Source organism: Ralstonia sp. ASV6 (assembly GCF_016429285.1).
GTDB classification, from domain to species: Bacteria; Pseudomonadota; Gammaproteobacteria; order Burkholderiales; family Burkholderiaceae; genus Ralstonia; species Ralstonia flaminis.
In genome coordinates, this window is sequence record NZ_JAELUI010000020.1 from 26,623 (window position 1) to 52,348 (window position 25,726).

The following is a 25,726-nucleotide window of genomic DNA, read 5'->3' on the forward strand; positions in this document are numbered from 1 at the left end:
CCATCCCAAGACACCTTCGCCCGCGCCGTGAATGCGGCGGCGGGCTTCACCCTTTTCGTCTTCTTCATGATGCTGGATCACCCACATTCCGGCCGGCACGCCATTGCCCTGGCGGTTGCCGTGCTGTCGTCCATGTCCGCCGCCCGCGCGGCGGAGCCCACCCCACCTGCGTTCGACCTAGCGACCACGATGGTGATTGCACCGGCGCCGTCGTCACCGCTCACCATCGTCACCGATCCGAAATCCCCACGTCAGCCATTGCCCGCCAGCGATGGCGCGGACTACCTCAAGACCATCCCCGGCTTCACGTCCATCCGCAGCGGCGGCACCAATGGCGATCCGGTACTGCGCGGCATGTTCGGCTCGCGGCTGAACATTCTGACTAACGGTACATCGATGCTGGGCGCGTGCCCCAACCGCATGGACGCGCCCACGTCGTACATCTCGCCCGAGAGCTACGACAAGCTGACGGTCATCAAAGGACCGGAATCGGTGATCTACGGACCCGTCGGCTCGGCGGGCACGGTGCTGTTCGAGCGCAACACCAAACGCTTTACCGAGCCCGGCACGCGCTTTGACGGCAGCGTGGTCGGAGGCTCATTCGGCCGTAATGACCAGAACGCCGATTTCACCGCCGGCACGCCCGACGCCTACGCGCGCATCACCGCCAACCACGCACACCAGCAGGACTACAAAGACGGCAACGGCAACACCATTCCCTCGCAATGGGACAAGTGGAACGTCGACGCCGCGCTCGGCCTCACGCCCGATGACCACACGCGCCTGGAGCTGACGGCTGGCACCGGCGACGGCTATGCACGCTATGCGGGGCGCGGTATGGACGGGGCGCATTTCCGTCGCGAAAGCGTGGGCCTGCGCTTTGACAAATCGCACATCGGTGAAATCCTGCAGCGCATCGAGGCGCAGGTCTACTACAACGATGCCGACCATGTGATGGACAACTTCACGCTGCGCAAACCCGACCCGATGAGCAGCATGCCGATGGGGATGGCTGCCGACGTGGGCCGACGCACGGTCGGTGGGCGCGTGGCGGCCACACTGCGTTGGGCTGATGCGCTGCAGCTCGTCACCGGCCTGGACATGCAGACGAGCCGTCTGCGCTCACGCAGCGGCACCGACATGATCTCGTACAGCACGCAGCCATGGACGCCTGCAGCCAGCTTCTTCAACACGGGGGGCTTTGGCGAACTCACCTGGTTTGCAACCGAGCGCCAACGCGTGATTGCCGGCGCGCGTATCGACCAGGCCAGCGCCCGCGACGACCGTGCATCGATCAGCAGCATGATGGGCAGCCGCCCCAATCCCACCGCGGGCCAAGATCGCTCGCGCACGTTGCCCAGCGGCTTCGTGCGCTACGAGCACGACGTGTCCGGCATGCCCGCCACGCTGTATGCGGGCGTTGGTCATGCAGAGCGCTTTCCGGATTACTGGGAACTGATTTCGCCGAGCATGGGGCCGACAGGCTCCGTCAACGCGTTCTCCGCCATCCGGCCAGAGAAGACCACGCAACTCGACGTGGGCGCGCAGTACAAGAGCGCACGCTTTGATGCGTGGGTGTCGGCGTATGCGGGTGTGGTCAACGACTTCATTCTCTTCAACTACCGCCCCGGCATGATGGGGCCGATGTCACAAGCCACCAACGTAGATGCTCGCATTGCTGGCGGCGAGATCGGCGGAACATGGCGCGTGAGCAATGCATGGCGCGTTGACGGTGCACTCGCGTACGCGTGGGGACGCAACAGCAGCACCGGCCAGCCGCTGCCGCAGATGCCGCCGCTGGACCTGCGCCTGGGCGTGGAGTACGAGCGCGGGCCGTGGTCAGCTGGCGGACTGTGGCGCGTGGCGGCGGCACAGCACCGTTACGCGTTGAACCAGGGCAACGTGGTCGGTCAAGACTTCGGGCCGAGTGCAGGCTTTGGTGTGCTGTCGCTGCATGCGGGCTATGCCATCAGCAAGACCGTGCGCGTGGCGGTGGGCGTCGACAACGTGCTGAACAAGGCTTACACCGAGCACCTGAACCTGGCAGGCGATGCGGGTTTCGGCTTTCCGGCACGCACGCCTATCCCCGAACCGGGGCGCACCGCGTGGGCGCGCGTGAGCATCAAGATGTAGCGCGGTATTGCGCCGCATGCACATTGCGCGAGGAAATTCTCCAAATGTGACCCTGCAGGCGCACAAAATCACCGTGCCTGCATTGAGGCTCGTAGCGCCCTGCACTACCTTGGAACCATCAGCGATCGCACGCCGCGCCCGGCGCGCGGTCGCTTTTCGTTTTCGACCAAGGAGTGTTGTTCATGCTGCATGCGCTTTCCAAGTTGTGGTGGGTGCTCGCGCTGCGCGGGCTGTGTGCGTTGGCCATCGGTGTTGGCGCATTCATGGTGCCGGCGGCAACGCTGGCTGCGCTGGTTCTGGTGTTTGGTATCTATGCGCTGGTGGAGGGCTGCCTGCTGCTGGCAACGTCCTTTGGCGGCCAACATCGCAGCCACGATCGCTGGCCCACTTTGCTGCAGGGGTTGCTGGGTGTGGCGGTAGGTGTACTGACGCTGTTCAATCCGGCCGTCACTGCGCTGGGGCTGCTGCTGTACATCGCCGCGTGGTTGCTCGCGCAGGGCGTGCTGCAGATCGTGGTGGCCGTGCGCCTGCGTGAAGAACTGCACGGCGAATGGTGGTTGATCCTTGGTGGCATCGCCAGCGTGCTGTTGGCCGGCTTCCTGCTGTGGCGGCCCGAGGCGGGTGTGTTGGCCGTACTGTGGTGGATTGGCGCGTGGGCCATCGTGTGGGGCATCGCGCTGATCCTTGCAGCGCTGCGTGTGCGCAAGTGGGGCCGCAGCGGCTCGGCTCGGGCATTCGCTTAGCGCCGTGTCGTCATGGGCGCGCCTTTTTGTGATCGATTCCGTGATCGCACAGATGCCGACCGGCAACTCGCCGCTGCGATCACAGCGCTCAACCTGCCCGCGCCGCGCATCGTGCTGGCACTGCCGCGCGGCGGTGTGCCGGTCGGCTATGCGGTTGCGCGAGCGTTGAGTACAACACTCGGCGCGCTGGCCAATTGCGGAGCGGGTCTAACGCCGCATATCGAATGGAACACTGAACTGCTCAATGCCATCGGCCCTTCGCAAGCGCGTATCTGGACAACGTGACGGCACAAGCGCTGGCAGAACTGGAGCGCCGCCGCGCACGCTACGGCGTCGTACCGTTGCCGCTGGCAGATGCAACCGTCATCGTCACAGACGATGGCATCGCAACCGGGGCGACGATGCGCGCAGCCCTGGCTGCGGTACGCCGTGCCAAACCCGGGTGCCTGGTGCTGGCGGTTCCCTCCGCGCCAGAGACCACGTGGCACACGCTGCGCGCTGAAGTGGATGAAGGCCTGTGCCTCATCGCGCCTCCCGACTTCAGCTTCCAGGCCGTCGGGCAGTACTACGGCAATTTCGATCAGACCGAAGACAGTGAAGTGATTGCGCTGCTGGCAGACGCCGCGCAACGCAATCCTCGTGAGCCCTCAAGCTGTCTGCAGACGCTGCTTGCGCTCGATGTCCGGCAGGAACACGGTCAGCAGGCCGATGAGCGGCAGGAACGAGCAGAGGTGGTAGACATGAAAGATATCCGTCGCATCTGCCAGCTTGCCAAGCACGGCGGCACCGATCCCGCCCAGCCCGAACGCAAACCCGAAGAACATGCCCGACACCATCCCCACCTTGCCGGGAATCAACTCCTGTGCATACACGAGGATGGCCGAGAACGCTGACGCCAGCACCAACCCGATGATGACCGTCAACACCGCAGTCCAGAACAGGTTGGCGTACGGCAGCAGCAGCGTGAACGGCGCCACCCCCAGGATCGACACCCAGATCACGACCTTGCGGCCCACGCGGTCACCGATCGGCCCGCCCACAATCGTGCCCACCGCCACCGAGAACAGGAAGAGGAACAGGAACAGTTGCGAGGTCTGCGCCGACAGCTGGAACTTGGTGATCAGGTAGAACGTGTAGTAGCTGTTCAAGCTTGCCAGGTAGAAATACTTGGAGAACAGCAGCACGACCAGCAGCGTCATCGCAAACGCCACCTGACGGCCCGACAGCTTGACCGCCGCATGCGCGCGGCCGCCTGCCTTGCGGCCGTGGCCAGCAGCACGTTCACGCTTGTACCAGCCACCCACGTGGTAGAGCACGAAGATGGCAATGAGCGCCGCAATCGAGAACCACGCCAGACTGTGCTGGCCGTACGGCATGATGATGAGCGCCGCCAGCAGCGGACCCATTGCGCTACCCGCGTTGCCGCCCACCTGGAACAGCGATTGCGCCAGACCGTGCCTGCCGCCCGAAGCCATGCGCGCCACACGCGACGATTCCGGATGGAAGATCGACGAGCCCGTCCCCACCAGCGCGGCCGCCAGCAGCAGCGTGCCAAAGTTGGGGGCCACTGACATCAGCAGCAGCCCCACCAGCGTAAAGCCCATTCCAACCGACAACGAATACGGCTTGGGATGTTTGTCGGTGTACAGCCCGACCATCGGCTGCAGCAGCGACGCCGTGATCTGATACACGAGCGTGATCAGCCCAATCTGCGAGAAATCGAGATGGAAGTTGCCCTTGAGCAGCGGATAGATCGCCAGGATCAACGACTGCATCATGTCGTTGAGGAAGTGCGCGAAGCTGATGGCGCCGATCACGCCAAAGCCGGTCTTGTCGGCCTGCGCGGCTGTGGTGGCCGCGGGGTTGGCCAAATCAGCGGCCGTGCCGTTTGCGATGTTTTGCATGGTGGTTTTGCGGAGATAGAAGTTCAAGCGAGGAGCGCTCAATCATGCGCTCAAACAGTGCAGGCTTGTTGCCGCAAATTCGACAATGATTAGCGCGAATCAGACAAATTATTGTCGGGGCAAAAGCGTCACCACACGCCACGCCGCTTCACCAAAATCCCCACTCGGTTTTCCGCAAACCCGCACCGCGCTTGCCTCGGCAGACAGCTAACCTGTTAGCCATTTTCGTGCACGAGGCTCGTCCGTTCGTAGCATGGCTCGCTAGGAGGCGCTTTCTATACTCGCCAGCATGGACTGCGGTACGACGCAAGCAGCGCAAACGGCGCCAGTACCGACAGCCAGACGGACCCGGCGCATGCTCAGCTCAGCACATCAGCAAGAGCACGCGCACGATCTGCGCACCGAACCGGTGACTGGCGCCCCAGGACTTGGCCGCCGCACACCGGCCAGCCATGGAAGGGGGAGCCATGAAAATCCTGATAACGGGAACGCACTGTCGCGCGATGGGAGACCTTTTTTACCAGGTCTTGCTCGACGACCGCGTCATCTGCTGCTTCGTGACCTCCGAAGCCGTAGACGTGACCGGCAACGCCACGCATCTGTCGCCCGCCATCCGTTCCCCGTGTACCGACCCTCGGCTCGCTGACGTCTCTCGGTCAGCGAGTTATTGCGCGCCCCTCGTCCCGTAGGGCGCGCTCTTTTCTGCCGATGCCGTCAGCGCGGGGGCGCTGGCGGTGCCACCCTCACAAGCCAGACAGGCGCTATCCGATCAATCCGGCGTCTGTCAGCTCACGCTTCATATAGGCGTACAGCACCGGGGCGGCAATCACGCCGCCCACCCCGAACAGCGCCTCCATCACGATCAGCGCGAGGATCAGCTCCCAGGCGCGCGCATCGATGCGGCTGCCGATGATGCGCGCGTTCACGAAGTACTCCAGCTTGTGCACCACCACCAGGAAGACCAGCGACGCCACCGCTAGCTCCAGCGACGCCGTCACGCTCATCAGCACGATGGCCGTGTTGGAGATCAGGTTGCCTGCCACCGGAATCAGCCCAGCCACGAAGGTCAACAGGATCAGCGACTTGGAATACGGCACGTGCTGCCCGAATAGCGGCAACGCCCCCAACAGGTAGATGGCCGCCAGCGCCGTGTTGAGCGCGGAGATCTTCACCTGCGCAAACACCACGGCCTCGAATGCGCCCGTGAGCCGCCCCAATCGGTTCAGCAACGCCGCAGCCAGCGGCTTGTGACGTGCCGGATCCGGCGTATCCGACCACGCCACCATCGCCCCCAGGATCAGCCCGACCAGCATCAGCGCGCTGGCACGCAACCCGTCGATACCAATGGTCGACACCTGGTGCCCATGCTCCTTGAGCATCTGCACGAGCTGCAAACGCAACTCGGACACGGACTGCGGCACATAGTCGACCACCGCCGCGGGCAGCGATTCACGCAGGTTGTCGAGCACGTCGGCAATGCGCGTCAGCATGCCTTCAAGCCCGTGGCCGTGCTCGACCAGGCGGCCGATTCCGATGCCAAGCCCGGCAAGAATCAGTGCCGCAATCAGGAACACGCCGATCACCGCGATCGCCTTGGCGCTCTTGGTGAGCGTGCGCCGCTCGCGCAGACGTGCCTCCAGCTTGCGCGCGAGCGCGTAGACAAGAAAGCCGGCAATGGCGGCCGGCAGCAAATGCAGCCACAACACGGCCGCGATCATGGCGGCTACCAGCACATAGCTGACGGTATCAATGGTGCGGGAATGCATGGGCGGAGGAAGCATCGTCATGAGAACAGGCCTGCAGCGATGTTGATGGAGAGCGCGAGGATGCTCGTATTGAAGAAGAACGACAGCAGCGACTGCCCGAGCACCGCCCGCCGCATGGCGCGCGAGCGGATGGCAACATCGGCCGTCTGGCTGGCGACCGCGATCGTAAAGGAGAAGTAGAGAAAATCCCAGTAATCGGGCTCGATCTCCCGGTCGGGAAACACCAGCGTCGGCTCGTTCGGCACGCGATAGTACAGATGCGCGTAGTGCACGGTAAACATCATCGGCACCATCAGCCAGGCACCCAGCACCGTCACGCCGGTCAACGCGTAGTGCCAGGCCTGCGCATGCCCCGCCGATTTGGCCGTGACCAGCTCGAAGGCAATCGCCACCATGCTCGCCACGACGCCCAGGCAAACAACGGCCAGCACCGCCGAGGCACGTTCATCCTCACGGCGCGCCACCGCGCGGATGCGGCGCGGGTCGGCCTTGAGCATCATCACCGAGACCAGCACCAGATACGTCCACACGGCAACGTCCCAGCCAAGCAGCGCGCGTGTGAGCCAGCCATGCGCGGTCGGTATCAGCACAGCAACAACGGTGCCCAGCGCGAATGCGCCGAGCAGGCGCGGCCGCGAAGAGGCGAATCGGGAGATCGGGAAGGACTCGTCCTGCGGGTTCACATGGGCCTCTTGCGTGCGTTCTGGCAAGGCGACATGGTAGCTGCTCAGGCTTGAACGCCCAACGCCGTTTCAGGGCCGCTTCAGGACGACATGAGCATCGACGCGAATGAACGCTTGCACTTCTGTTTCACACGCTCGTGCGTCTTCAGATGCTCGGCAGTGATGATGGCCGCCGGATAGACGCGGCACATGCCGACCATGGCGATGTCGAGCGAGTCCGATGAGCCGGCCTGGAACTCGAATTGCTCAAGCACGGTGTCATCTGTATCGCGCACGGTGATCTGGAACGGACCGGGGGTGACGAAGGTGGTGCAACCGGCCAGCATCGCGGCCGCCGCAGCCAGAGCGATGCACAGCGTAGAACGGGTTTTGCCAACAAGGCGGCGGGCAGGGGTCATCGGGGGCTCCAGGCGTAAATGCCAATCAGACGCGACGACACTATATCGGTTCACAAAAACAAAAACGCCCGCAAACGCGGGCGTTCTTACACATCACGTGCGCTGGGCGTCTTCGCCCCGGCAGCGCATTCAGACGTTGGCGCCGTCGGTGTACGTGTTGAACTTGTCGCCAACCTTGGCACCTTCCGTGTAGGTGTCGAACTTACCAGCACGTGCCAGTGCACCTTCGGTGTACGGGTCAAACTTGCTGCCCGCCTTGGCACCTTCCGTGTAGGTGTCGAACTTGCCAGCACGGGCCAGTGCGCCTTCGGTGTACGGATCGAACTTGCTGCCGGCCTTGGCGCCTTCCGTGTAGGTGTCGAACTTGCCGGCACGGGCCAGCGCGCCTTGGCTGTACACATCAAACTTGTCGCCCACCTTTGCACCTTCGGTGTACGGGTCGAACTTGCTGCCTGCCTTGGCGCCTTGCGTGTAGACGTCAAAACGTTGGCCGGCTGCGGCGCCTTGGGTGTACACGTCGAACTTCGTAGCGGCCAGGGCGGGCACGGTGGCCAGGGCGATCAGGGCAGCGATCAGGGTGCGTTGGGCTTTCATGATGTCTTCTCCAGATGGGCGCAGCGCGTCAGGCAGGTATCCGGTACTTCTCTTGGACTGTTTCGCTGCGGCGCCGCATTCGATGGACTCATCGTAGGCGAGCCTGTTCAGACAATAAATGTCGCGACAAACAATTTATTGTTGCTATATTAGAAATTACGGGAAAACCCGCATCACCGCTGGTTTTGTGGCTTACAGAAAGGATTAGCGGGTTTGTTTGCGCAAACTGGAGATGTGACTTTTTTGAAAAAAGTCAGCTTTGTACGCCCGCCGAACGGTTGGGATGGCTTCACTTTCTTGCGGCGCACCAACGGCATATGCGCCGCACAGATTGTCATTTCCCGATACAAACACGCACAGGTTTGTAGGCGGGCCTGTGTCACACTGCGCGACATCGCTTCTGCCCCTTCCTGCCCCACACACGATGAAACGCCTTCTGCTAGCCATCGCCCTAATTGGCACCGCACTCCTCTCCGGCTGTGGTGTGGTGGCGGCACCTTGCCGGGTCGCATCGGCGGGGCTGAAGATGGTGCCGCTGGTGGGGCACGTGGCGGCGGCCCCCACCGATGCCTGCGCCGACATCATCGACTGACCACCCCGCGCATCACTCCTGCGCTTTCGCAATACCCGCCTGCCGCACCACCCAATCCTGCAGGTCCTTCAGTTGCTGGGCGTTGGCGTGGAAAGCTTCGGCTTCGCGCTCGTGCTGGGCTTCAACGTCAGAGAGGACAACGCCACTGGGGGCCTCATCAAGGAGGCCGGCGGTGGTGGGAAGCTCGGCACGGTTGGCGGAGTTCCACATGCCGACAAAGCGGCCAGGGATACGGCAAGCAGCATCGTCGCGCACAACGACTTCATGGGGTACCTCGCGATCGCGATAGAGGATGCGGTCTCGAAAGACCGTCTGGATTTGGGTCTGCGCCCGCGTGGCCTGGTCGGCAACCTGGGCGGTGACTTCAGCCTGGCGGGTCTCGGTCTTGGCCGCGGCAACCTGATGCTTGAGGGCGTCCGTACGCTCCTCGCGCATGCGATGCAGATCACCCATGCCGTAGCCAAGACCAAACGTCAGGGCCAGCGCCAGGATGGCACCGCCCCACAAGCGGGGATCGAGCAGGCTCATGGCGTGACGACTCCCGCATGGGTTGCAAGAACAGCGCGGGCGCGCGACCACAATGCGCGTCGGTCATCGATGCCGTTGGTGCCGCCGTTGATGCGGCGGGTCAGCTCCACAAAGGCGGCTTCGGTGTCCTGATCCGCAAAGCGATTGAGCCCACCACGCAACCAGAACCACGCTGCCGATGCAGTTGCGTGCGCGGGCTGTTCGAGCAATTCGGGCTGCGCTTCCAGGTCCAGCCCCAACACAATGCCGCACGCACGATAGTTGGCGCGGCCGGTGATCTGGATCAGGCCACGGCCCAGAAAGCGCTTGCCGTCGCCCGGTTGCGTGTTGCCCAGGTCTGCACGGCCCTCGTAGCCGCGCTGTGCGGGCGTCGGCCCCCACAGTTCACGCAAGAATCGCAGCTGCCCTGACTCGTGCCCGACCTGCGCCAGAAACGCGGCAATACGCACAGGCGTGTTGATCTGCCGGAACAACAGCACATCGGCAAGGATGGGCGCGAACACATCGGCGCGTGAGCCTGCGTTCGGCATGATGGTCCGTAGTTGTGCAGCCGTCAGAAGAGGTTCAGCCATGGTGTGCCTTGTTCAGTGTCTCGCGCACGTCGTCGACGACCTCAGCAAGGTCATCGTCGCGTCGCTTGTTGATGAAATTGAAGAGCCAGCGCACGAGCGCCCAGCCCGGCAGTCCGCAGGCGAAGTAAATGCCGCCGAGCGCCAAGGCGCCGTTGACCGTGCCGATCCAATGCGCCATGCCGAAGTACTGGATGACGGCAGCGCCGCCGCTCAGGCTGGCGATGACGGTGGAGATGAGCGCAACGGCCCACTCGCCCCGCGCGCGCGGCAACGTCATCACCATCACGACGATGGTGGCGAGCGCGCTGGCGCAACCCGCCACGGCCGCAGGCCCACCGATGGCTTTGAAGGCAGCCGCGCCCGCGGCCCCCGCCGCGGCACTGCTACTGATAGGTTCAGACATCGGTTCCCCCCGGAAATAAAAAAAGCCCGCGCAATGGCGGGCTGTATTGCTGAGATGGCGGTGGTTACCAGTCGATGGCTTGCACCTCTTCAACGCTGGTTGCGGCATTGATCTTGGCGATCAGGCCGGCGTACTTCTGTTGGGCGGCGACGCGGTAGGCGAGCCAGTCGGCGTTGACTTGCTGGACCTGGGCTGCGGTGTGTGGGGCGAATGACCAGGCGTCGTTGCTGGCGCACCAGATGGGGGTGGTCCAGGTTGACGATGCGATGGCTGCTGCACTGACTGCGTTCTGCAGGTTGCGTTGATCGGTGTCTTCCGATGGATAGCTATGCGCCCCTCCAAGCGCGGACGAATCAAAACCTGCGCTCAATGCCGCCGCACATAGAGCATCAACCTTGGCCTTCTGCGCTGCCTGAATCTCACTCAAGGTCATAAGCGAAACAGGATCAACGGCAATCGGCTTGCCGTCGGCATCTGACGTAATGGCTTTCCCCGTTGCCTGCGCGGCCATCAGCTGCGCATGTGTCATCGACCAATTGGATTCCTCCATGGAATCGAGGGGAATGTTTTTGCCATGAATAGCGGAATCGTAGAAACCGCCAGTGGATTTTGCGTAGAACAGCATGAAATCTCCTTCGTATGCAATTGCCTAGCCTTCGCACCGATTGGCAATAGAATCGCCATATCGTTGCGAAGCGCGATGTTTAGCGCGGCTTTCAGTACCCCAGCGCCATCCACCAGGTACCAGTCGGCGAACCATTTGTGCCACGCAGAAGAAGTGTGGTTTTTCCACTGAGCGTAGCGGCAACATATCCCTCGGCCGCACCGCCGGGATTGTGTCCGGAGGTACCGAGGACAAGCAACGAGGCGTTCGGGAATGCAATAGGCAGCGTAACGGAAGTGTCCGCGCCGCTGCTTGTCGAGACGACGCCCCACTGCAAGATCAAACCACTGGGCAGCTTCTGATAGCCGGCAGACTGCAGCAATGCGCCAAACTGCGCAGACGATGGAAGCGCCGCCGTTCCACTTTCGGCATACCACCCCCCAGTCGCATTCGAGACAAGTACTACGGTGTCTCCCAACCCCATCGTGAAACTGTTCACACCGGTTCCCGAAAGGGCCCCGAGAAAAAGGGTGTCAGACGAACTGCCGCGCTGAACAAGATTGCCACCAGAGTTCGAAACCATGAAAAAGCGCGTGCCCATGGGTACCGAATTTGCGGGAGGCAGCGTAATCGTGAAGCCGCCGGGATTCCCGATGTACGCGTAGTTAACCAAGTCTGATGCAGCCAACGTTGTATTGGCCGATATGCCTTTAAATCCAGCAAAAGATGACCCTGCTCCGCGCACAAACGCCGTCGTTGCCAGCTTCGTACTGCTATCAAACTGCGGCGGTGTCACCCCCGTGGTCAACGTCTGTCCGGCGCTCACCCAACCATTCACACCGTTCGACACGAACTGCACGGCTTCGCCGGGATTGAGCACTAGGCTGTTGGCACCACTGCCCTGCCCAAAGGCAAGCGTGTCAGTGCCATTGCGCGTGACCGTGGTCGAGCCGCTGGCCTGTATGTAGGTCACACATATGCTCGTGCCATTTGGGCAAGTAGCCGCCGGCGGCAACGTGATGGTCTGGCCAGTAGAGGTTACGTTCACCAGTGCGCCCAATGCAGCAGAGGTTAGCGTGGTCGAGACAGCGGCGCTTTGGATGCTCGAATAGCGCTCCCCAATCGCCGCCAGGAAACCACCCGTCGGTGCCGTCGGCACATTCGGATAAGGAACAATGCCGGCGTTCGTAACGGTATTTTGCCCGTTGGCGACCGTGACAACCGCCAGTCCGACATACCCCGCGGTCACCGCTGGTGTGACTTGCGCATTGGTAGGCGCCGCCGTACCCGGCACAAGCTGCAGCGAGACCTGCCCCGCACGCGTAGTCGGCTGCGCAGCACCACTGCCCCCCGGCCCATTAAACGCCTGCGACGGATTCGCACTGTTGTAGTACGGCAGCACGACGTTGCTGATGTCGTTATCCAGATACGCCGCCTGGATCAGGTAGTTCTGACTGTAGCCAGTGGTAGATGGCGCAGTCAGCGCAAAGGACTGCGCGTCCAACAAGATGCCTTGCTTCAGCAGACTGTGCGCGGTGTCCGCCGGCAGCGCACTGTATGGCGTGCCGTCAATGTTGGCGAGCTGATAGATCTGCCCCGGCGTGATGTTCACACTCATCGAGGCAGGCGAGGTAGGCACGCAGTTCAGGCCCGAGACCACGGTGGACGTGCCGAACAGATCGGCGCACAGCTTTGCCAGCGCGATCATGGTCTGCCGATTCGTGTTCAGCAGGTCTGTGGTTTGCGGCACTTGGCCGCTATAGACAATCTGACGATCCAAGACTGTTCTCCAAAAGAAAAAGCCCGGCGTGCTGCCGGGCTGTCGGTGGGAAAGAAAGGCGTGTGCGCCTAGGAGCTGATGCGTGTCCAGACGATGGAAGCCGCCGGCCGCACGGATTCGATGGCGGCGTAGATGTCGGCATCGGACACGGTGTTGCTGCTCATCGACAGGTCGGCGTACTCGCCTTGCGACGGCACGCTGTAGCCGGTTGGAGACTTGTCATAACCGGCCACATTGGGGATGCCGCTGCCGAGCGGTCGATACGCCAGCACGAACGCCTGGTAGGTCAACGACACCTGGCCGTACGCGCCCGCCCTGTCATAGCCGCAGTTAGGCGCGTCGTAGGCACCGCAATCCGCAGGGCGGTTCGGCTCGATGATCGTCGGCGGACGGCCGGTCAAGTCCGTCAGCACCCGCACGATGGCATTGCGCGTACCACGCTCGCGGAACAGGTTGGCGACGATGTTGGCGCGGAACGACGCATCAGACTGCCCGCTCTTGCGCTGTACCGACAACCCGAAAAAGTCCGCCGCGATCATGTCCAGCCAACCATCCGACGCCGTCAAAATGCGCGTCTGCTGTTTGGCATAGGCATACAGGCCGTAGACGTAAGCGCCGCTGTACGCAAGGCCTTGCAGCAGGGCGTTGATGACAGGCGATTGCGCAGTGTCACCAAACCAGCGCGGCAGATAGCCACGCAGGCGCGTGAAGATGTCTTGTTGGTCACCTGTTGCCATTACGACACCGTGATGGAGTTGAGGGTGGTCTTGATGACCTGCAGGCTGCTGGCCGGCAGATCCGACGTACCGCCGTTGAGCAGCGTGCCTGTGACGTTGATGACTGCAGGCGAAGCGTCATACGCCACCTGCACCAAGCGGGAATACGTGAGCGTGGTCCCCAACGGCAGCGTGTTGATGTAGTTCAGCAAGGCTGTCTGCACCTGGGCCGTGATGGTCTGGTGCGTGTAGCCCGGCACGGTCGCAATCGTCATGGCCACCGTGGCGTTGGTCACCACGGGCCCGTACACGTAGAACGTGCTGGTCAGCGGCCGTACGGCATCCACTGCATTGCTCACGCTCGACAACAGCGTTGACGGGGGCGAGCCCGTGCCGTCATCCACGATCACGATGAACGTGCCGTTCTGCTGCAGCCCAGCATACGTCTGGTTCTCCAGAATCGCGTACGTCAGCCCTTGCTTGACGCTGGCGATGGCCGCGCCAATAGCGGTCTTGGTCGCCTTCGACAAGCTGGCCACGTACGCGATGAAGCGCGTGCGCAGCGCAGTGTCCGACTCCGCATCGGCACCGTTGACGAACGCAGCCGCGTTGATAACCGTATCGACCCCGGAGATAGCCCCCACGATGGTAGAGACCGCGCCCGCGACTGCATTGCCGGCCAATCCGGCCACCAGGGCCTGTACCGGCACCGTCACGCCGGCCGCGCCTGCGGCAATCACGTAGCCGCCAAGGGTGGCGCTGTAGGCAGGGTTGGTCGTGTCGACGATCACGTTGAACTGCTGCGTGCGGTCGCTGGTTTGCACGACGGCGGTGAGCGGCACCAGCACCTGCTGCGTGACCGTGAAGCGCGAGAACGTCACGCTGCCCGTCGCTGGCACTGCGGCTAAGCGTGTCAAACCAAAATCGGCCATCCACGAATCGAGATCGGCACCACTCGATGTCGACGCCCGTGTAATCGCCATGACCTGCAGGATCAACCCCTGCAGCCACACCGTGACGGCCGCGTTGGCTTCAACAATGGCACGCAGCACCGATCCGACTGTCAGGTCGACCAGCACTTTGGCATAGCCCTGGATGGCCGCCACCTGGTTGCGCACGAGCGTCACCCAGTCTTGCGTCTGAATGGACATTTCACTTGCTCACATTGAATTGAAGGGACACCGGCTCGCGTGTGACCGAACTGGTGTACAGAATGCGCACGCTGACGCCGCCGGTAATGGCGTTCACATCCACCTGTGGCTCGGGCGACTGCGCAACACCAGACTCCAGCACCAACTGCGTGCGGATCAGGCCGCGCAGCGCCGGGATGTCGAGCGTCTCGCCAATCTTCTGCGGCAGGCCCGCGCCGTAATCGGTGTGGAAGATGTAGTCGCCGGGGTTGGTCACCAGACGCCGCACGATGCGCTGCTGCGTGCGCAGATCCGCGCTGGCTAGGCCGAGATCGCCGGTGGGCGAGACGCCGATGTCGTCTCCCACCCAATGGTTCACGTCGTTCAAGAGTTGCTGTGTCATGCCACGCTCCCCGTGTTGCTGGAACCGGACTGCACGCCGGAGTGGCGGTGCGTGTCGTCGATGCGGTGGCCATTGGCCGACACCTGCCCGCTGAACTGCGTGTTGCCACTGATGCTCATTGAGTTGCCGGAGCCGTTGTTGCCCGACACCGCCATCCCCGCCTGGCCGGTGATGGTCTGTGTCACCAGTAGCGTGCCGTCAATCTGTACCGGGCCGCTGTGGTTCCACTGCGGCGCCTGGCTGGTGAGCGTGCCCGCGCTGATAAGCGTGACCGTGCCGTCGTTGTGGAACTGCAGCTTGGAGCCCGATGCGTGTGAGAGAAAAAATTCACCGGATTGCGCCCCGGTTGGCCGCGCCTGGTCGCTGAAGAGGCGCGCGCAGATGTAGCCGTTCTCGATGTCGCCGCCCAGAAACTGCACCTCCACCTGATCGCCCGGGCTGACCGGCGCGTCGATGCCCCAGCCATTGCCGACCCAGGCAGAGGCAACAGGCATCCAGCCGGTCAGCGAGCGCGCTGGGTCGGTGGGATCTTCAGGTTGGAGACGCACGCGCGCCGAGGCCGTGCCCGCGTCGTAGCTGGTGACGATGCCGATGCGGTTCTCCGCGCGGTTCGACTGCGCCATCATTGCGGCGAGCACCATCTGATTGCGTAGCTGTTGAATCATTGGCTCGTGTCCTTGTTGATGTTCTTGGCCGAGACCTCCATCACGTAGCCTTCGCCCAGGCTCATGCTTCGGGTGATGCTGTCGATCAGGTAGTCCTGGTCGAAGTTCGTGCCGGTGCCGGTCAGGCGGATGATGTCGGTGGGCGTGAGGAGGTCGTCAGCGGGCAGACGCGCACGCAGCTTCATCTCGTGCTGAGCGACCTCGTCGTGCTTTCGCTTGGCCAGGCGCTGCACGCCGGCCTGGTCCAGACCATCGCGTTGGACGGTGTGCGTCGGCTTTTTCCCTTTGCCACCGTCCGGTGCGTTGCTGTAGCGGGCCACGAACGGCTTGCTTTGTTTGGAGTGCCAGGATTTCGCTTCAACCGTCACGCCCTTGGCCACGGTCAGGTCGCGAGACAGTTGCAGGCTAGACACATTCGCGGTTGGGTTGCGGTATGCGTCTTCCGTCCAACGCAACTCGTAGGGCTCTGGAGGCGGCGGCGGGCGCGGGCCGAAGTACAGCGTTTTGCCCTTTACGTAGCAGACGAACTCCTCTTCGCGCGCCAACGCGGCAAGCAAATCCCACTCGGTGCGTTGCGCCGTCAGGCTGACGTTGTCGTGCGCGTACTGTTTGCCGATATTGCGAGTGGTCTCCGGGCCGAGGGCTTGCAAGCCGTGTGCCGTCGCCAGCGTTGCGGCAACCTTCGATGCCGTCATGTTCTGAAACTGCAACGTGACCTGCTCGTCGATGAACAAGGCGGTCAGATCCCGGCCGCTCAGCGTGAGCTGGGCTGCCACCGGATCGAACTCGACGCTGTCCACGCGGCCGTAGATCTGACTTGCCAGGTCACTCTCGTCGTACTTCTGCGGGTCCGACGGGAAGCCGGCAAAGATCTCCACCACCAGGTCCAACTGGCTGGAGAACCAGTTCGCATCGCGGTCCTGCGGCAAAGCGCTGGCCGCCAGCGTGATCTGGAATGTGTCTGCCTGTTCGTACGAGTTGCTCTGGATCGACCAGCTCACGCAGGCGGATGCAATCTCATTGCCCACCTTCACGATGGTGCGGGGCCGCCGCACCACGGGTATCACGGGTAGCGTGTTCAGGCTCATATGAAAAAAGCCCCGCAATGCGGGGCTGTCCAGTTGGTGAAAGCGGTGTGGGGAACTATGGGTTCGGCAAGCCGCCGGCGTTGTCTTTGTTGGGTGGAACGATCAACGTCTTGATGCCTTGTATCAAGGGGTCCCACGCGAGATCCGGATTGGCCTTGACCAGCGCCGTCCAGGCCATCGCATCGTTGTACTCCTTGGCCGCCATCTTCATCAGATCACCACCAACCACCACCGCATGCTTGGCACTCTTATAGACCGACGCGATGTTCGTCTGCATGCGGCCGGCAAGCCGATCCAGCTGCACCAGCACGGGCAGGCTCAACGCCGAGTTGATCTGGCCGGTCAACTTTGTCACCTGCTGCGAGAGCGCGTTGTTCGGCAAGATGCCGCCCAGCGTTGCCGCCTGCGTCAGCGCGTTGTTGGCGGAGACCACCAGCTTCTGCACATGATCGCGAAACGCCGTGATCTTCTGCACGACGTTGCTGAGCGTCGACTGCGCGGCATTGGCGAAGCTCGCCACGTTGTCGATCGCCGAGTTGACGGAAGTGATCAGGTCAGACAACGTGCCGTCGCCAATGGTGTTGACCATGTCGGTGGCGGTGGCGGCGTCGGCCTTGATCTGGCCATCAATGCTCGGCTTTTCATCCTGCATCGTGTACTTGGACATATCACTCGACACTTCGCACGAGATCTTGTACGGGATCTTGTAGGCACGCTGGAAATCCGCGCGAAACTCGCGAATCACCACGATGTAGCAGATCTCGGACCACTGCAGTACGAACTCCCTGCCACTCACGCGCATGTCATCCAGCTCGCGGGCGCGAGCGAGTGCTTCTGTGCCAAGCAGCCAGCCAGACCACTCGACAGGAGCACAAAACGCCCCCATCGAGTCAATCACGCGCGTGCCGCCCACCAGGTCATGCAGGGCCAGCTTTTGCGTGCCACCAAACGAGATGGTTTCGGGAATTTCCAGGCCCTTGAATTGGAAATTCTGTCCGAGTTTGAGAGTGAAGTCAGACATGGTTGATCACAGTCCAGATGGCATGAGATTCATGCCGGCGTTGAAATTGCCGGATCCAGTTTGCGGGCGCGCCAAGTGGCCCTCGATCTGCTTCCAGACCACTTGACCAACGGACCGACCGTCCATCGTCACATCGCCCTTGAGGTAAATGAGCTTCGGCTCCGGCACCTTCACCACACTGCTGGCGGATTCATTCGTTTGCTTAACTGGCGAACCAGTGGGACTCCCTTTGGCTCCCTTGACCGCTTGATAAATCTCCCAGCCTGTCAGAGCAACGCCCGCTGCAATGCCAATCGGCCCCAGCAGCCCCAACGCACCTCGTGCACCCACTCGCCCAAGGATGCCGAGCGCCCCTCTGGCGAGCGGCGACCTTACGATGGCCCCCACAGCGCCCAGCGCCCCTCGCGCCAACCCACCTCCCACGCGAAGCGCAGACGCACCCACGCGACCAGCGACACCGAGCCCCGCGCCGGCTACCCGCCCAACAAGTTTGCCTCCGCGCGCCGCAACCAAGCCAGCAGCGTTCAATACCTTTTGCAGCACGCCTTTGCCGACACCGCCGCCACCCTTGCCACCACCACCGCCGGGCAAAGGCAACGAAAGCGTCGAAATTGCCTTGTACAGAAAGGTGAGCCCTGTGGCCAGGGCCAGGGCTGCCTTCGTTGCGCCCGGAAATTCTTGGGCAAGTTTTGTGGCGCCATCAATCAAGCCGTTGAGCTTCTCCAACCCCGCAATCGCCAACGGCAGGATATGTTCCCCAAGTGCGATATTGAGGTTCGTCTTCTTGGCTTCGTAGTCCTTCAACTTGCCTTCCAGCCCTTCGTTCTCCTTCTCGTAGAGCTTGGCGGTGCCGGATCCATTTCTGGCGTTCTGCAGGTACTGCCCAGCTCGTTCCTTCTCATGCTCGAGCTGCTGAAGGATGTTCTTCTCACCCCTCATACCGAGCAGGCTGCCCAGCTTGGCGTTGAGGCTGTCTCCGCTATAACCACTCTTCTTCAGCGCCGGCACGATCTCGTCCAACAGGTACTGAAGCGGATTTTTGGTGAAGTTCGGCGCGTCCGTCATACCCGTCGCGTCCACGCTGGTGATGTACCCAGCCTTGTTGCGATGCACGGCCTTTGGGTCCAGCAGCTTGACGCGCTCCAGTTCGTGCGCAACCGTGGCGGACATGTTTCCTGCCGCCCAGCCCTGGAGCGCCGACATGGCATCAACGCCGGCCTTCGAGCCACCATTGGCTTGCATGAACTGCTTCAGCCCGAACGCCGCCGTTTCGGACTTGGTCAGTGCGCCAGACAGCTTGCCGCCCTGCATGGCCTCCAGGTAGTCCTTGGGCAGCACCCCGCCGCCACTGGCCGACGCCGTATTGACCAGCATGTCAAAGGTCTCCTCCACCTTCTTCATGTCGATCTTGCCGTCTTTGCCGATCACGCCGTCGCGCATCTGCGCGACCTTGAGCGTGCTCAGCGCCATGTCGTCGAGTTGCGCGCCGTCCTTGATGCCGGTTGCCCCGCCAAAGGCCGTTCTCGCCTGGGCCAGCAATTTCGTGACGTCCTGCGCCTGGGTCGAACTCTGCAGAATGGTCTGTGCGCCGCCAAACAGCTGCCCGACATCCGTGAGCGACATGCCTTTGATGTCCAGGCCTTTGAGGAACTTTTCGTTCGCCGCGGCAGCGCCAGGGGCAACGCGGTTGATTCGCTCAAGCACAGCGTGGTACTTCGATGCAGCGTCCACCCGCTTATCCCACATGTGGGCTGTTTCGTTGCCAGCCTTGAGCAAGTTGCTGCCGAACTCCGTCAGCTTCTTGACCTTCTCCAGCCGGGTCTCCAGCTTCTCCGCACCCTTGTTGACGGATTCGAACTGCGCGGCGATTGCCATCAACCCACGCGACACGTTATCCACCAACGCAATCTGTATCCCGATCTTGTAAGCATCGAGGCTCATAGGAAATCCTTATTCGTCTGTTGAGGCCACCGATCTCACGTGCGGGCGTCTGCGATGGGGCGGCCCATAAGCGCCGCCGTCACCGCATCACCCACGCTCTTTTGCACATCGTCGGCGTGTTCGAGTGCCACCGCACCCAAGAAAGGATGCGGTGGCACCTGCGCACTGCCAAGCTCCTGGACAATCGCCTGATCTGAGTTGGAGCCGATGCTCGCCTCCAACGCCTTGACCTCGTGGCCGATCGAGTCACGCAATGCGGCCACACGTGCGGCACTTGTGATGCCCGCGGCCGCTGCGCTTTCCACCGCCTTGGCGCGGGCCGCCTGCTCCATCGCCGCAGCGGCGGCTTCCAGCCCCTGCGACAGCGCAACAGGCACCCGCGCCTCCAGCTCCACCAAGCGACGCGCCATCTCTGCAAGCGAAAGGTTCATTCACGCTCCTTGAAAGACATCGTCTTCAGATCAAACTCAGCGCCATGAAATTCGCTGCATTTGATGGCCATCGCCTGGCGCATGGTGTCGTCCAGAGAAAACGCCACGTCGAACGGCACGCCGTTATGCACGAGCCACATCGCCTCGTGAAACGGGCCGTTCGTCAGGAGTTTTTTAGCTCGGCCTCCGGCTCAGCGGTCTGGATAAAGCTGGCAGCCACGCCGCATTGCGCGGCCTCGTTGCCCTCCTCGCCCAGGCGCTGATACAGGGCACGCAGTTGGCCTTCCGTGGCAGGCGTGAGCACCGGATCGCCATCGATGGCCGAGACGAACTTGAGGTGTGCGACTTCCGCCAGGTACAGCATGTTGAGTTCGCTGCTGCCCGCCGCCTTGGCAAAGTCCAGGTTGCTCAGCGGACTAGGCTTGCGCAGCGTGATCTTGCGGCCAAGCGCATCATCCACAACCACCTCTTTCGCGGCGGCCTTGATGATCTGTTCGGATGGGGTGATGGTCACATGCGTCATCAGGACACCTTGATGCGGCGCGAAGCCACGAAGTTGACGGATTGCTTGATGGTGGCGTCGCCCGCGCGGTTGCCGGCGTCGGCCAGCGTCATGAGCACGCCGTCGTAGCGGAACTGCGAGACCGAGCCGTTGGCTTCCTGAATGGTTTCGTAGATCTGCGCGGGAGCTTCGTTCACACCGGCGTAGTAGCCGGCTTCGAGCTGGGCGAAGTAGTTGTCAAGCGTGGCGTCCTGACGCTCCACGTCAAAGGAGCCCGACCAGCCATCAAAGAAGCGCACGTGGTCCGTGATACCGTCCAAGCGCTTGACGCGCACGTCGGTCACATCCTGCTTGCTCTTGAACGTCGTGATCTTGTTCGGTTGCAGCGTGCCGTTTGCGGTCTGGATGACCAGCGTGTAGTCACGACCGACGGAGTAGCCTTGAATCGGCATAGTGTTGTTCTCCAAAAAGAAAAGGCCCCGCGCGTTGCGGAGCCGAAGGGTGGTTTGCGTACTGCGTTACTGGTTGTTGATCGAAGTGCGGATCACGGTGGCCTGCGAGCCTTCCACGTTCACCAGGAACTTCTCGATGACCGACAGGTAGACGACCTTCACGTCGGCCTGCATGTAGCCGAGCGCAACGCGGTTCATCGGGTTGTTGTTGGCATCGATCTGCACCGAGAACGCCGGGCCGCCGTTGACCGCGCCGATCATGCCCTGCTGCTCCATCGAGCTCAGGAAGTTCGACAGCGTGGCCGCCGCCTGCGCGCGCACCGTGGCCGACTGCAGTTGGCCAACGTACTTGCCCATGCCCGCATTGATGGTGCTGGCGATGTAGTTGGTCATGCGCGTGTAGTTGTCGCCCTGCGTGAGCGCGTTCGAGCTGGTGTTGTGACCCGCGCGGCAGCCGAAGTACGCGCCGCCCGGCACCGGGTTGGTCACCACATCAATGCCGGCCTGGATCAGCGCCTGCAGTTCGGCAGAGCTGTAGCTCTGGTTGGCGAACGTCTTCTGCGTGCCGACAACACCGTAGATCGGCTTGTTCAGGCTGCTGTTCTGCGGCGACAGGTTGGCCAGCAGACCCGCCACAAAACCTTGCGGTGAGACCAGGCGCGTCACACCGTTCACGGTATCGAGCCAGTACACCCAGTCGCCAAACAGCAGCTTGAAGGCGTACGAATCGATGCCCGCAGTGCTCTTGGCGGTGACGGCGTTGGCAATGGTGTCGCCGCTCGGGCCCACGCCAATCATGTAGATGCCTTCCGACAGACCAAACGCAACCTGCGTCGGCCAGGTGGTGGCATCGGCGCAGTCGGCCAGCATGGCGATCGACACGCCCTGGTTGCGCAGTGCGTACATGCCCTTGCGCGGCACAGTGTCCTGGCCCAGCAGCACGGCGCCGTTGATGGTGGCCGCGCCGTCAGTGCCGCCGGTCAGGGTGAGCGTGGCTGCAGTCGGAGCCGTCGTGCCGGCACCCGCGCTGGCGGTGATGATCTGCGACGCGCCGCGCATCACGCTCACGCCGTTGTTGATGGCGTTGGCGATCGCCACCCACAGCGCATTGCCGGTCTGCCCCGCGCCGATGTTGTCGAACACTTCCGGTGCCAGCGCGGGCGCGGCCACGGTCACCTTCCACGTGTTGGCCGCCGAGCCTGCCGACAACGCTACCGTGATGGTGTTGCCAAGCGAGCCCGTGTATTTGGCGGTGAACGTGATGCCGTTGGTCTGCGCAATCACAGTCGCCGCGGTGTCGGTGCCATCGGTCACACGCACGCAGCGGAAGTTGTTGGCGCCTTGCTGGACAGCCACGGCCACAGCAGTGCCCATGTCATAAGTGCGATTCTGGATCGCGCCGAATGCCTGGGCGTACATGGCCATATTGCCGATGAGGGTCGGCGAGTTGACCGGGCCCCACGTGGCAGTACCAACCACGCCGAGCACGTTGGTCGGCACACCATTGAGCAGGGTGACCTGCGGCGGAACAATCTGGACGTACAGGTCCGGAACGATGAGAGCAGTGGTATTGATGCTGCCCTGCTGGACGATCGGCATGCTTGCCTCCAAGGAAAACAAAAATGGCCGCTCAAAGGCGGCCGCACATAAAAAAACCGCCCAGAGGGCGGCACGGGTTGGTGAACTGCTACTGCAAATACGCTGGGCCGTTCAGCCCATCACTTACTCCACCACAGTGCGGACGGGAAACTGCGCTCCCATCGACGCGCCGGCTGTCACGTTCTCCACACCAGTCGCAATCTGATAAGCCGTTTCGGTCACGATGGTCGAGTACTCAACGGCATAACGCAGATCGCGCCGGTAGATCAGGTTGGTTGCATCGTCATGCTGCAGCCCGCGCTTGTAGCGCAGCGCGGCACCCTGGTCCGGCAACGTCAGGCGTACGAGCCCCGAAAGCACCGCGTCGACCTTGCCCGCGATGAGGTCGCGCGGCGCAGCACCATTCGCCCACGTCGACATGAGGAACGTACGCTCCTGCCGACGCGTCTCGCGCTGCACGGTGCCGATACCGCCCACACGCGGCGAGATAGTCGTCGCCCCCGGAATGGTGATCGACGGGCCCGTTGCGCTGGCCGGTTGGTCCACCGCCACCAGCGCCGCAAGCGCCGTTGCGATGCTCGCGGGCGTATCGCTGGCTTGCACCGCATACACATACGCGCGTCCATCGATCAGCAACACCACGTTCTGCGGCGTGCTGACCGTGCCGTTCACCATGACGGTCTGCCCGGCCAGGCTGAGTGCGAGCGTGTTGGCCGGCGGCACAGACACTGTCCAATCGGAGAACGCCGTGCTCTTGTGCCGTTGGTGACTCGTGGTCGGAAAGATCGACACATGCGCCTTGTTGGCCTGCAGGTCGGTCTTCAACTGCGTCATGTTGGGCCAGCCGCTGTACACCAGTACGGGGTTGCCCGTGATCGACGGTTGGCTGGAGCCGTTCGGATAGACCACACCCGTGACAAGCGTGACGAGTGCGTTGGAAACATCGGAGAGATCTGCCATAAGACGAGCGCCTTCATCGATGCGCAAAGCAAAGCGCGATCGATCGAATGATTTGCATCAGGGAGTGAGTCGCCTCAATCGGATCGTCACCGTGCAGTGACATCGAGGCAGGTGTTGCGTGTGTAGAAACGAAACGCAGAAACAAAACGCAGAAACGAAAAAGCCCGCTGAATGGCGGGCTGTCTTCTTCACTGCATCTTCGCTTCGTTTGGGTAAGTCAATGCACCCCAGTGGGGTGCATGTCTCGGTCTGAACCGGTTACGCCGCGAGGGCAATCGAACATCTGGGATACAGAATACGAAGGGGATATAAACCGTGCAAGGGGTCCTGCGAAAAAAATTTCAGGCGAACATCGGCGCCGCTGCAGCAGCACGCACGGCCTTCACCATCTGCACGCGCGCAACCTCTGAATCGATCACGTGCGACATGATCGACTGCGCTTTCGCAAGACGCACCTTCCAGTGCTTGAGCGTGTGCGGCGAAGCGCCGTACTTGCGCACGAGGATGCGGCACACCATCTCCGCCGGCATGCGGTGCACGTAGTGATACTGCAGCAGGCGTTTGGCAACCGGATCCGCAATCTTCTGCCAGGCACGCTCCACCAGCCAGCCGTCATTCACGTCGATGCTGATAATGGCTTGGGGTGCGCCGCTGTCCGCATCTCGCATGGCCACGGCAAGACGCGCCCACGATGCGCAGTACTGCGGTTGCCTGCTCGGATCACGTACCACACGGCCCCAGTTCTCCAGGCGGTCTTCAATTCCCATATCCTTGTTCCTCGTTTGTTCAGTGTTTGTTGATTGCCGCTGCATCGGCGGCGCCCATCGCTGCTGTCGATATCGCCGGACGTTGTGCGCCTTGGCCGTCGCTCTTTGCAACGGCCGACGCAAAGACGTGCCCCGCGCCTACTGGAACAGGCGCACCTGTGCAGGTGACACGCGCACGGACTGCACCCAGCGGCCCGTGGCATTGCATTTGCGTTCTCCAGCAAGCTCCAGCCGCTTGGCGGCGATCAGCTCGCTGCGGCGCGCAGAGACGCTGGACTTCTCAATGCGCAGCGCCTGCGCAATTTCAGCAATCGTGGCGGTGCCAACGCGGGCCACGTAGTCGGCAATGCGATCGCACTGCAGCTTGGCCGTCGACGTGGTGCGGGCACGTCGAAAGGCATCCATCGAAGTTTCGGCAACGGTCATGGGAAGAGCCTCCTGTCAGCGCACATTGGCGCGCGGATTGAACGAGATTCGGATCGGCCCGGGTGCGGGCATTGGCGGCCCGGTAACGCAGTGGGTGAGGGGCGGGAAACAGGCCGATGGGTTGTAATTTAGATTATTCTAAACTACGATGTCAAGACACTTCTAACCCATAGCTTAGAAATTTCTTGCTCTAATGCGCCCCATGGACATCTACGACAACCGCCGCCAGTGGCTTGCCCACTGGATCCAAACCCTCGTCAACGGCGATCGCGCCGAGTTCGAGCGCCAGTACGGGTACTCCCGCTCGCAGGTGGCGCAGTTCCTGTCCCGCACCTACCAGGACGGCCGCAGCATTGGTGATATCGCAGCGCGCCGGCTGGAGAAGAAGTTGGGGTTTCCGGACCGCACGATGGACGCGCCGTTCTCCGAGACGGCCGCGCACGCCGTGGGCGGGGTAGATGATGGCGCCCCCGTATCGGCACAGAGCAAGGGCTTTCCTGCCCGGCCCATCACCACGTACGACAGCCTGGATGAGTTACCGACCGAATCGACCATCCTGATCACACATGTGGATGTGACGCTGTCCGCCGGCAATGGCCGCGAGACCTGGCACATTGAAGAGAAGGAGCCGCTACCCTTCCAGGCCGACTACATTCGCCGGCTGGACGCGAGCCCCAAGAACCTGGTTGCCGTCAAGGTGCGAGGCGACAGCATGGAGCCGCGCCTGTTCGACGACGACACCGTTGTGGTCGACAAGGCCGACCGGCGCATTCCCACGGGAGGGGGCGTGTTTGCCCTGGTCTACTGCGGAGAGATGCTCGTCAAGCGCCTGTTCCGCCTGCCCGACGGGTCGATCCGCGTGGTGAGCGACAACAAGGAGAAGCACGACCCGTTCATGGTGATCCCCGAGCAGCTCGAGCACATC

Annotated in this window: 30 protein-coding genes; 5 read left to right on the top strand and 25 right to left on the bottom strand. The window is 62.5% G+C overall.

Features of this window, described 5'->3' with window-relative positions:
- Positions 1–66 precede the first annotated feature (66 nt).
- From JHD73_RS05685 to JHD73_RS29050, 3 genes are all read left to right on the top strand, one after another.
- Complete coding sequence (locus JHD73_RS05685; RefSeq protein WP_233176799.1) at positions 67–2,133, top strand: TonB-dependent copper receptor; 2,067 nt, start codon at positions 67–69, stop codon at positions 2,131–2,133.
- A 182-nt stretch (positions 2,134–2,315) separates the two neighbouring features.
- A complete protein-coding gene (locus JHD73_RS05690; protein ID WP_199028664.1) occupies positions 2,316–2,876 on the top strand; it encodes an HdeD family acid-resistance protein in 561 nt (186 codons plus the stop codon).
- 12 nt (positions 2,877–2,888) lie between these two features.
- A complete protein-coding gene (locus JHD73_RS29050) occupies positions 2,889–3,161 on the top strand; it encodes a hypothetical protein (protein ID WP_233176800.1) in 273 nt (90 codons plus the stop codon).
- A 362-nt stretch (positions 3,162–3,523) separates the two neighbouring features.
- On the opposite strand, the gene JHD73_RS05700 is transcribed toward JHD73_RS29050, so the two are convergent.
- From JHD73_RS05700 to JHD73_RS05720, 5 genes are all read right to left on the bottom strand, one after another.
- Positions 3,524–4,780, bottom strand: a complete 1,257-nt coding sequence (locus tag JHD73_RS05700) for an MFS transporter (RefSeq protein WP_199028666.1) — start codon at positions 4,778–4,780, stop codon at positions 3,524–3,526.
- A gap of 761 nt (positions 4,781–5,541) precedes the next feature.
- Positions 5,542–6,567 carry an AI-2E family transporter gene (locus tag JHD73_RS05705; protein ID WP_199028668.1) on the bottom strand — a complete coding sequence of 342 codons (1,026 nt, stop codon included), beginning with the start codon at positions 6,565–6,567 and terminating at the stop codon, positions 5,542–5,544.
- Positions 6,564–7,229 (bottom strand): DUF1345 domain-containing protein, encoded by a 666-nt coding sequence (locus JHD73_RS05710; RefSeq protein ID WP_199028719.1) that lies wholly within the window; start codon positions 7,227–7,229, stop codon positions 6,564–6,566. The genes JHD73_RS05705 and JHD73_RS05710 overlap by 4 nt, the downstream gene beginning before the upstream one ends.
- An 80-nt stretch (positions 7,230–7,309) precedes the next feature.
- Positions 7,310–7,627, bottom strand: coding sequence for a hypothetical protein (locus JHD73_RS05715; RefSeq protein WP_199028670.1), 318 nt, complete (start codon positions 7,625–7,627; stop codon positions 7,310–7,312).
- A 129-nt stretch (positions 7,628–7,756) separates the two neighbouring features.
- Complete coding sequence (locus tag JHD73_RS05720; RefSeq protein WP_199028672.1) at positions 7,757–8,221, bottom strand: hypothetical protein; 465 nt, start codon at positions 8,219–8,221, stop codon at positions 7,757–7,759.
- Between the two features lie 424 nt (positions 8,222–8,645).
- Between JHD73_RS05720 and JHD73_RS05725 the strand changes: the two genes are divergently transcribed.
- Entirely contained in the window at positions 8,646–8,813 is a 168-nt protein-coding gene (locus tag JHD73_RS05725; RefSeq protein ID WP_199028674.1) for a DUF6726 family protein, read from the top strand.
- A gap of 12 nt (positions 8,814–8,825) precedes the next feature.
- Here JHD73_RS05725 and JHD73_RS05730 read toward each other — a convergent pair whose 3' ends face one another.
- The 20 genes from JHD73_RS05730 to JHD73_RS05825 form a co-directional block, all read right to left on the bottom strand.
- Positions 8,826–9,341, bottom strand: a complete 516-nt coding sequence (locus JHD73_RS05730; protein ID WP_199028676.1) for a hypothetical protein — start codon at positions 9,339–9,341, stop codon at positions 8,826–8,828.
- Positions 9,338–9,913 carry a glycoside hydrolase family 19 protein gene (locus JHD73_RS05735; RefSeq protein ID WP_199028678.1) on the bottom strand — a complete coding sequence of 192 codons (576 nt, stop codon included), beginning with the start codon at positions 9,911–9,913 and terminating at the stop codon, positions 9,338–9,340. The genes JHD73_RS05730 and JHD73_RS05735 overlap by 4 nt, the downstream gene beginning before the upstream one ends.
- Positions 9,906–10,316: a hypothetical protein gene (locus tag JHD73_RS05740; RefSeq protein ID WP_199028680.1), complete on the bottom strand. Its 411-nt coding sequence runs from the start codon at positions 10,314–10,316 to the stop codon at positions 9,906–9,908. The genes JHD73_RS05735 and JHD73_RS05740 overlap by 8 nt, the downstream gene beginning before the upstream one ends.
- Positions 10,317–10,380: 64 nt before the next feature.
- On the bottom strand, positions 10,381–10,941 hold the full coding sequence (locus JHD73_RS05745) for a hypothetical protein (protein WP_199028682.1): 561 nt from the start codon (positions 10,939–10,941) through the stop codon (positions 10,381–10,383).
- A 91-nt stretch (positions 10,942–11,032) separates the two neighbouring features.
- Positions 11,033–12,700, bottom strand: a complete 1,668-nt coding sequence (locus tag JHD73_RS05750) for a hypothetical protein (protein WP_199028683.1) — start codon at positions 12,698–12,700, stop codon at positions 11,033–11,035.
- 68 nt (positions 12,701–12,768) lie between these two features.
- Positions 12,769–13,437, bottom strand: a complete 669-nt coding sequence (locus tag JHD73_RS05755; protein WP_199028685.1) for a hypothetical protein — start codon at positions 13,435–13,437, stop codon at positions 12,769–12,771.
- Complete coding sequence (locus JHD73_RS05760; protein ID WP_199028687.1) at positions 13,437–14,567, bottom strand: baseplate J/gp47 family protein; 1,131 nt, start codon at positions 14,565–14,567, stop codon at positions 13,437–13,439. Before JHD73_RS05760 ends, JHD73_RS05755 begins: the two co-directional genes overlap by 1 nt.
- Position 14,568: 1 nt before the next feature.
- Positions 14,569–14,949: a phage tail protein gene (locus tag JHD73_RS05765; RefSeq protein ID WP_199028689.1), complete on the bottom strand. Its 381-nt coding sequence runs from the start codon at positions 14,947–14,949 to the stop codon at positions 14,569–14,571.
- Complete coding sequence (locus JHD73_RS05770; protein WP_199028691.1) at positions 14,946–15,614, bottom strand: phage baseplate assembly protein V; 669 nt, start codon at positions 15,612–15,614, stop codon at positions 14,946–14,948. Before JHD73_RS05770 ends, JHD73_RS05765 begins: the two co-directional genes overlap by 4 nt.
- Positions 15,611–16,702 (bottom strand): phage late control D family protein, encoded by a 1,092-nt coding sequence (locus tag JHD73_RS05775; RefSeq protein WP_199028693.1) that lies wholly within the window; start codon positions 16,700–16,702, stop codon positions 15,611–15,613. The genes JHD73_RS05770 and JHD73_RS05775 overlap by 4 nt, the downstream gene beginning before the upstream one ends.
- Before the next feature lie 55 nt (positions 16,703–16,757).
- Entirely contained in the window at positions 16,758–17,723 is a 966-nt protein-coding gene (locus JHD73_RS05780) for a hypothetical protein (RefSeq protein WP_199028695.1), read from the bottom strand.
- Between the two features lie 6 nt (positions 17,724–17,729).
- A complete protein-coding gene (locus tag JHD73_RS29490; protein WP_199028697.1) occupies positions 17,730–19,598 on the bottom strand; it encodes a phage tail tape measure protein in 1,869 nt (622 codons plus the stop codon).
- A 101-nt stretch (positions 19,599–19,699) separates the two neighbouring features.
- On the bottom strand, positions 19,700–20,095 hold the full coding sequence (locus JHD73_RS05790) for a hypothetical protein (protein ID WP_199028699.1): 396 nt from the start codon (positions 20,093–20,095) through the stop codon (positions 19,700–19,702).
- Positions 20,092–20,235: a hypothetical protein gene (locus JHD73_RS05795; protein WP_199028701.1), complete on the bottom strand. Its 144-nt coding sequence runs from the start codon at positions 20,233–20,235 to the stop codon at positions 20,092–20,094. Before JHD73_RS05795 ends, JHD73_RS05790 begins: the two co-directional genes overlap by 4 nt.
- A 23-nt stretch (positions 20,236–20,258) precedes the next feature.
- On the bottom strand, positions 20,259–20,618 hold the full coding sequence (locus tag JHD73_RS05800) for a hypothetical protein (RefSeq protein WP_199028703.1): 360 nt from the start codon (positions 20,616–20,618) through the stop codon (positions 20,259–20,261).
- Positions 20,618–21,049 (bottom strand): hypothetical protein, encoded by a 432-nt coding sequence (locus tag JHD73_RS05805; RefSeq protein WP_199028705.1) that lies wholly within the window; start codon positions 21,047–21,049, stop codon positions 20,618–20,620. The genes JHD73_RS05800 and JHD73_RS05805 overlap by 1 nt, the downstream gene beginning before the upstream one ends.
- 66 nt (positions 21,050–21,115) lie before the next feature.
- A complete protein-coding gene (locus JHD73_RS05810; protein ID WP_199028707.1) occupies positions 21,116–22,648 on the bottom strand; it encodes a phage tail protein in 1,533 nt (510 codons plus the stop codon).
- A gap of 123 nt (positions 22,649–22,771) precedes the next feature.
- A complete protein-coding gene (locus tag JHD73_RS05815) occupies positions 22,772–23,608 on the bottom strand; it encodes a hypothetical protein (RefSeq protein WP_199028709.1) in 837 nt (278 codons plus the stop codon).
- 341 nt (positions 23,609–23,949) lie between these two features.
- Positions 23,950–24,375, bottom strand: a complete 426-nt coding sequence (locus tag JHD73_RS05820; protein ID WP_199028711.1) for a hypothetical protein — start codon at positions 24,373–24,375, stop codon at positions 23,950–23,952.
- A gap of 138 nt (positions 24,376–24,513) precedes the next feature.
- Entirely contained in the window at positions 24,514–24,801 is a 288-nt protein-coding gene (locus JHD73_RS05825; RefSeq protein ID WP_199028713.1) for a hypothetical protein, read from the bottom strand.
- Positions 24,802–25,003: 202 nt separating this feature from the next.
- Between JHD73_RS05825 and JHD73_RS05830 the strand changes: the two genes are divergently transcribed.
- The coding region (locus JHD73_RS05830) for a helix-turn-helix transcriptional regulator (protein ID WP_199028715.1) at positions 25,004–25,726 on the top strand (723 nt) is incomplete at its 3' end.

Excerpts from the sequence above, each read along its gene's own strand:
- JHD73_RS05685 (WP_233176799.1), top strand. The coding sequence starts at position 67 with ATGATGCTGGATCACCCACATTCCGGCCGGCACGCCATTGCCCTGGCG.
- JHD73_RS05690 (WP_199028664.1), top strand. The coding sequence starts at position 2,316 with ATGCTGCATGCGCTTTCCAAGTTGTGGTGGGTGCTCGCGCTGCGCGGG.
- JHD73_RS29050 (WP_233176800.1), top strand. The coding sequence starts at position 2,889 with ATGGGCGCGCCTTTTTGTGATCGATTCCGTGATCGCACAGATGCCGAC.
- JHD73_RS05700 (WP_199028666.1), bottom strand. The coding sequence starts at position 4,780 with ATGCAAAACATCGCAAACGGCACGGCCGCTGATTTGGCCAACCCCGCG.
- JHD73_RS05705 (WP_199028668.1), bottom strand. The coding sequence starts at position 6,567 with ATGACGATGCTTCCTCCGCCCATGCATTCCCGCACCATTGATACCGTC.
- JHD73_RS05715 (WP_199028670.1), bottom strand. The coding sequence starts at position 7,627 with ATGACCCCTGCCCGCCGCCTTGTTGGCAAAACCCGTTCTACGCTGTGC.
- JHD73_RS05720 (WP_199028672.1), bottom strand. The coding sequence starts at position 8,221 with ATGAAAGCCCAACGCACCCTGATCGCTGCCCTGATCGCCCTGGCCACC.
- JHD73_RS05725 (WP_199028674.1), top strand. The coding sequence starts at position 8,646 with ATGAAACGCCTTCTGCTAGCCATCGCCCTAATTGGCACCGCACTCCTC.
- JHD73_RS05730 (WP_199028676.1), bottom strand. The coding sequence starts at position 9,341 with ATGAGCCTGCTCGATCCCCGCTTGTGGGGCGGTGCCATCCTGGCGCTG.
- JHD73_RS05735 (WP_199028678.1), bottom strand. The coding sequence starts at position 9,913 with ATGGCTGAACCTCTTCTGACGGCTGCACAACTACGGACCATCATGCCG.
- JHD73_RS05740 (WP_199028680.1), bottom strand. The coding sequence starts at position 10,316 with ATGTCTGAACCTATCAGTAGCAGTGCCGCGGCGGGGGCCGCGGGCGCG.
- JHD73_RS05745 (WP_199028682.1), bottom strand. The coding sequence starts at position 10,941 with ATGCTGTTCTACGCAAAATCCACTGGCGGTTTCTACGATTCCGCTATT.
- JHD73_RS05755 (WP_199028685.1), bottom strand. The coding sequence starts at position 13,437 with ATGGCAACAGGTGACCAACAAGACATCTTCACGCGCCTGCGTGGCTAT.
- JHD73_RS05760 (WP_199028687.1), bottom strand. The coding sequence starts at position 14,567 with ATGTCCATTCAGACGCAAGACTGGGTGACGCTCGTGCGCAACCAGGTG.
- JHD73_RS05765 (WP_199028689.1), bottom strand. The coding sequence starts at position 14,949 with ATGACACAGCAACTCTTGAACGACGTGAACCATTGGGTGGGAGACGAC.
- JHD73_RS05770 (WP_199028691.1), bottom strand. The coding sequence starts at position 15,614 with ATGATTCAACAGCTACGCAATCAGATGGTGCTCGCCGCAATGATGGCG.
- JHD73_RS05775 (WP_199028693.1), bottom strand. The coding sequence starts at position 16,702 with ATGAGCCTGAACACGCTACCCGTGATACCCGTGGTGCGGCGGCCCCGC.
- JHD73_RS05780 (WP_199028695.1), bottom strand. The coding sequence starts at position 17,723 with ATGTCTGACTTCACTCTCAAACTCGGACAGAATTTCCAATTCAAGGGC.
- JHD73_RS29490 (WP_199028697.1), bottom strand. The coding sequence starts at position 19,598 with ATGGCAATCGCCGCGCAGTTCGAATCCGTCAACAAGGGTGCGGAGAAG.
- JHD73_RS05790 (WP_199028699.1), bottom strand. The coding sequence starts at position 20,095 with ATGAACCTTTCGCTTGCAGAGATGGCGCGTCGCTTGGTGGAGCTGGAG.
- JHD73_RS05795 (WP_199028701.1), bottom strand. The coding sequence starts at position 20,235 with ATGTGGCTCGTGCATAACGGCGTGCCGTTCGACGTGGCGTTTTCTCTG.
- JHD73_RS05800 (WP_199028703.1), bottom strand. The coding sequence starts at position 20,618 with ATGACGCATGTGACCATCACCCCATCCGAACAGATCATCAAGGCCGCC.
- JHD73_RS05805 (WP_199028705.1), bottom strand. The coding sequence starts at position 21,049 with ATGCCGATTCAAGGCTACTCCGTCGGTCGTGACTACACGCTGGTCATC.
- JHD73_RS05810 (WP_199028707.1), bottom strand. The coding sequence starts at position 22,648 with ATGCCGATCGTCCAGCAGGGCAGCATCAATACCACTGCTCTCATCGTT.
- JHD73_RS05815 (WP_199028709.1), bottom strand. The coding sequence starts at position 23,608 with ATGGCAGATCTCTCCGATGTTTCCAACGCACTCGTCACGCTTGTCACG.
- JHD73_RS05820 (WP_199028711.1), bottom strand. The coding sequence starts at position 24,375 with ATGGGAATTGAAGACCGCCTGGAGAACTGGGGCCGTGTGGTACGTGAT.
- JHD73_RS05825 (WP_199028713.1), bottom strand. The coding sequence starts at position 24,801 with ATGACCGTTGCCGAAACTTCGATGGATGCCTTTCGACGTGCCCGCACC.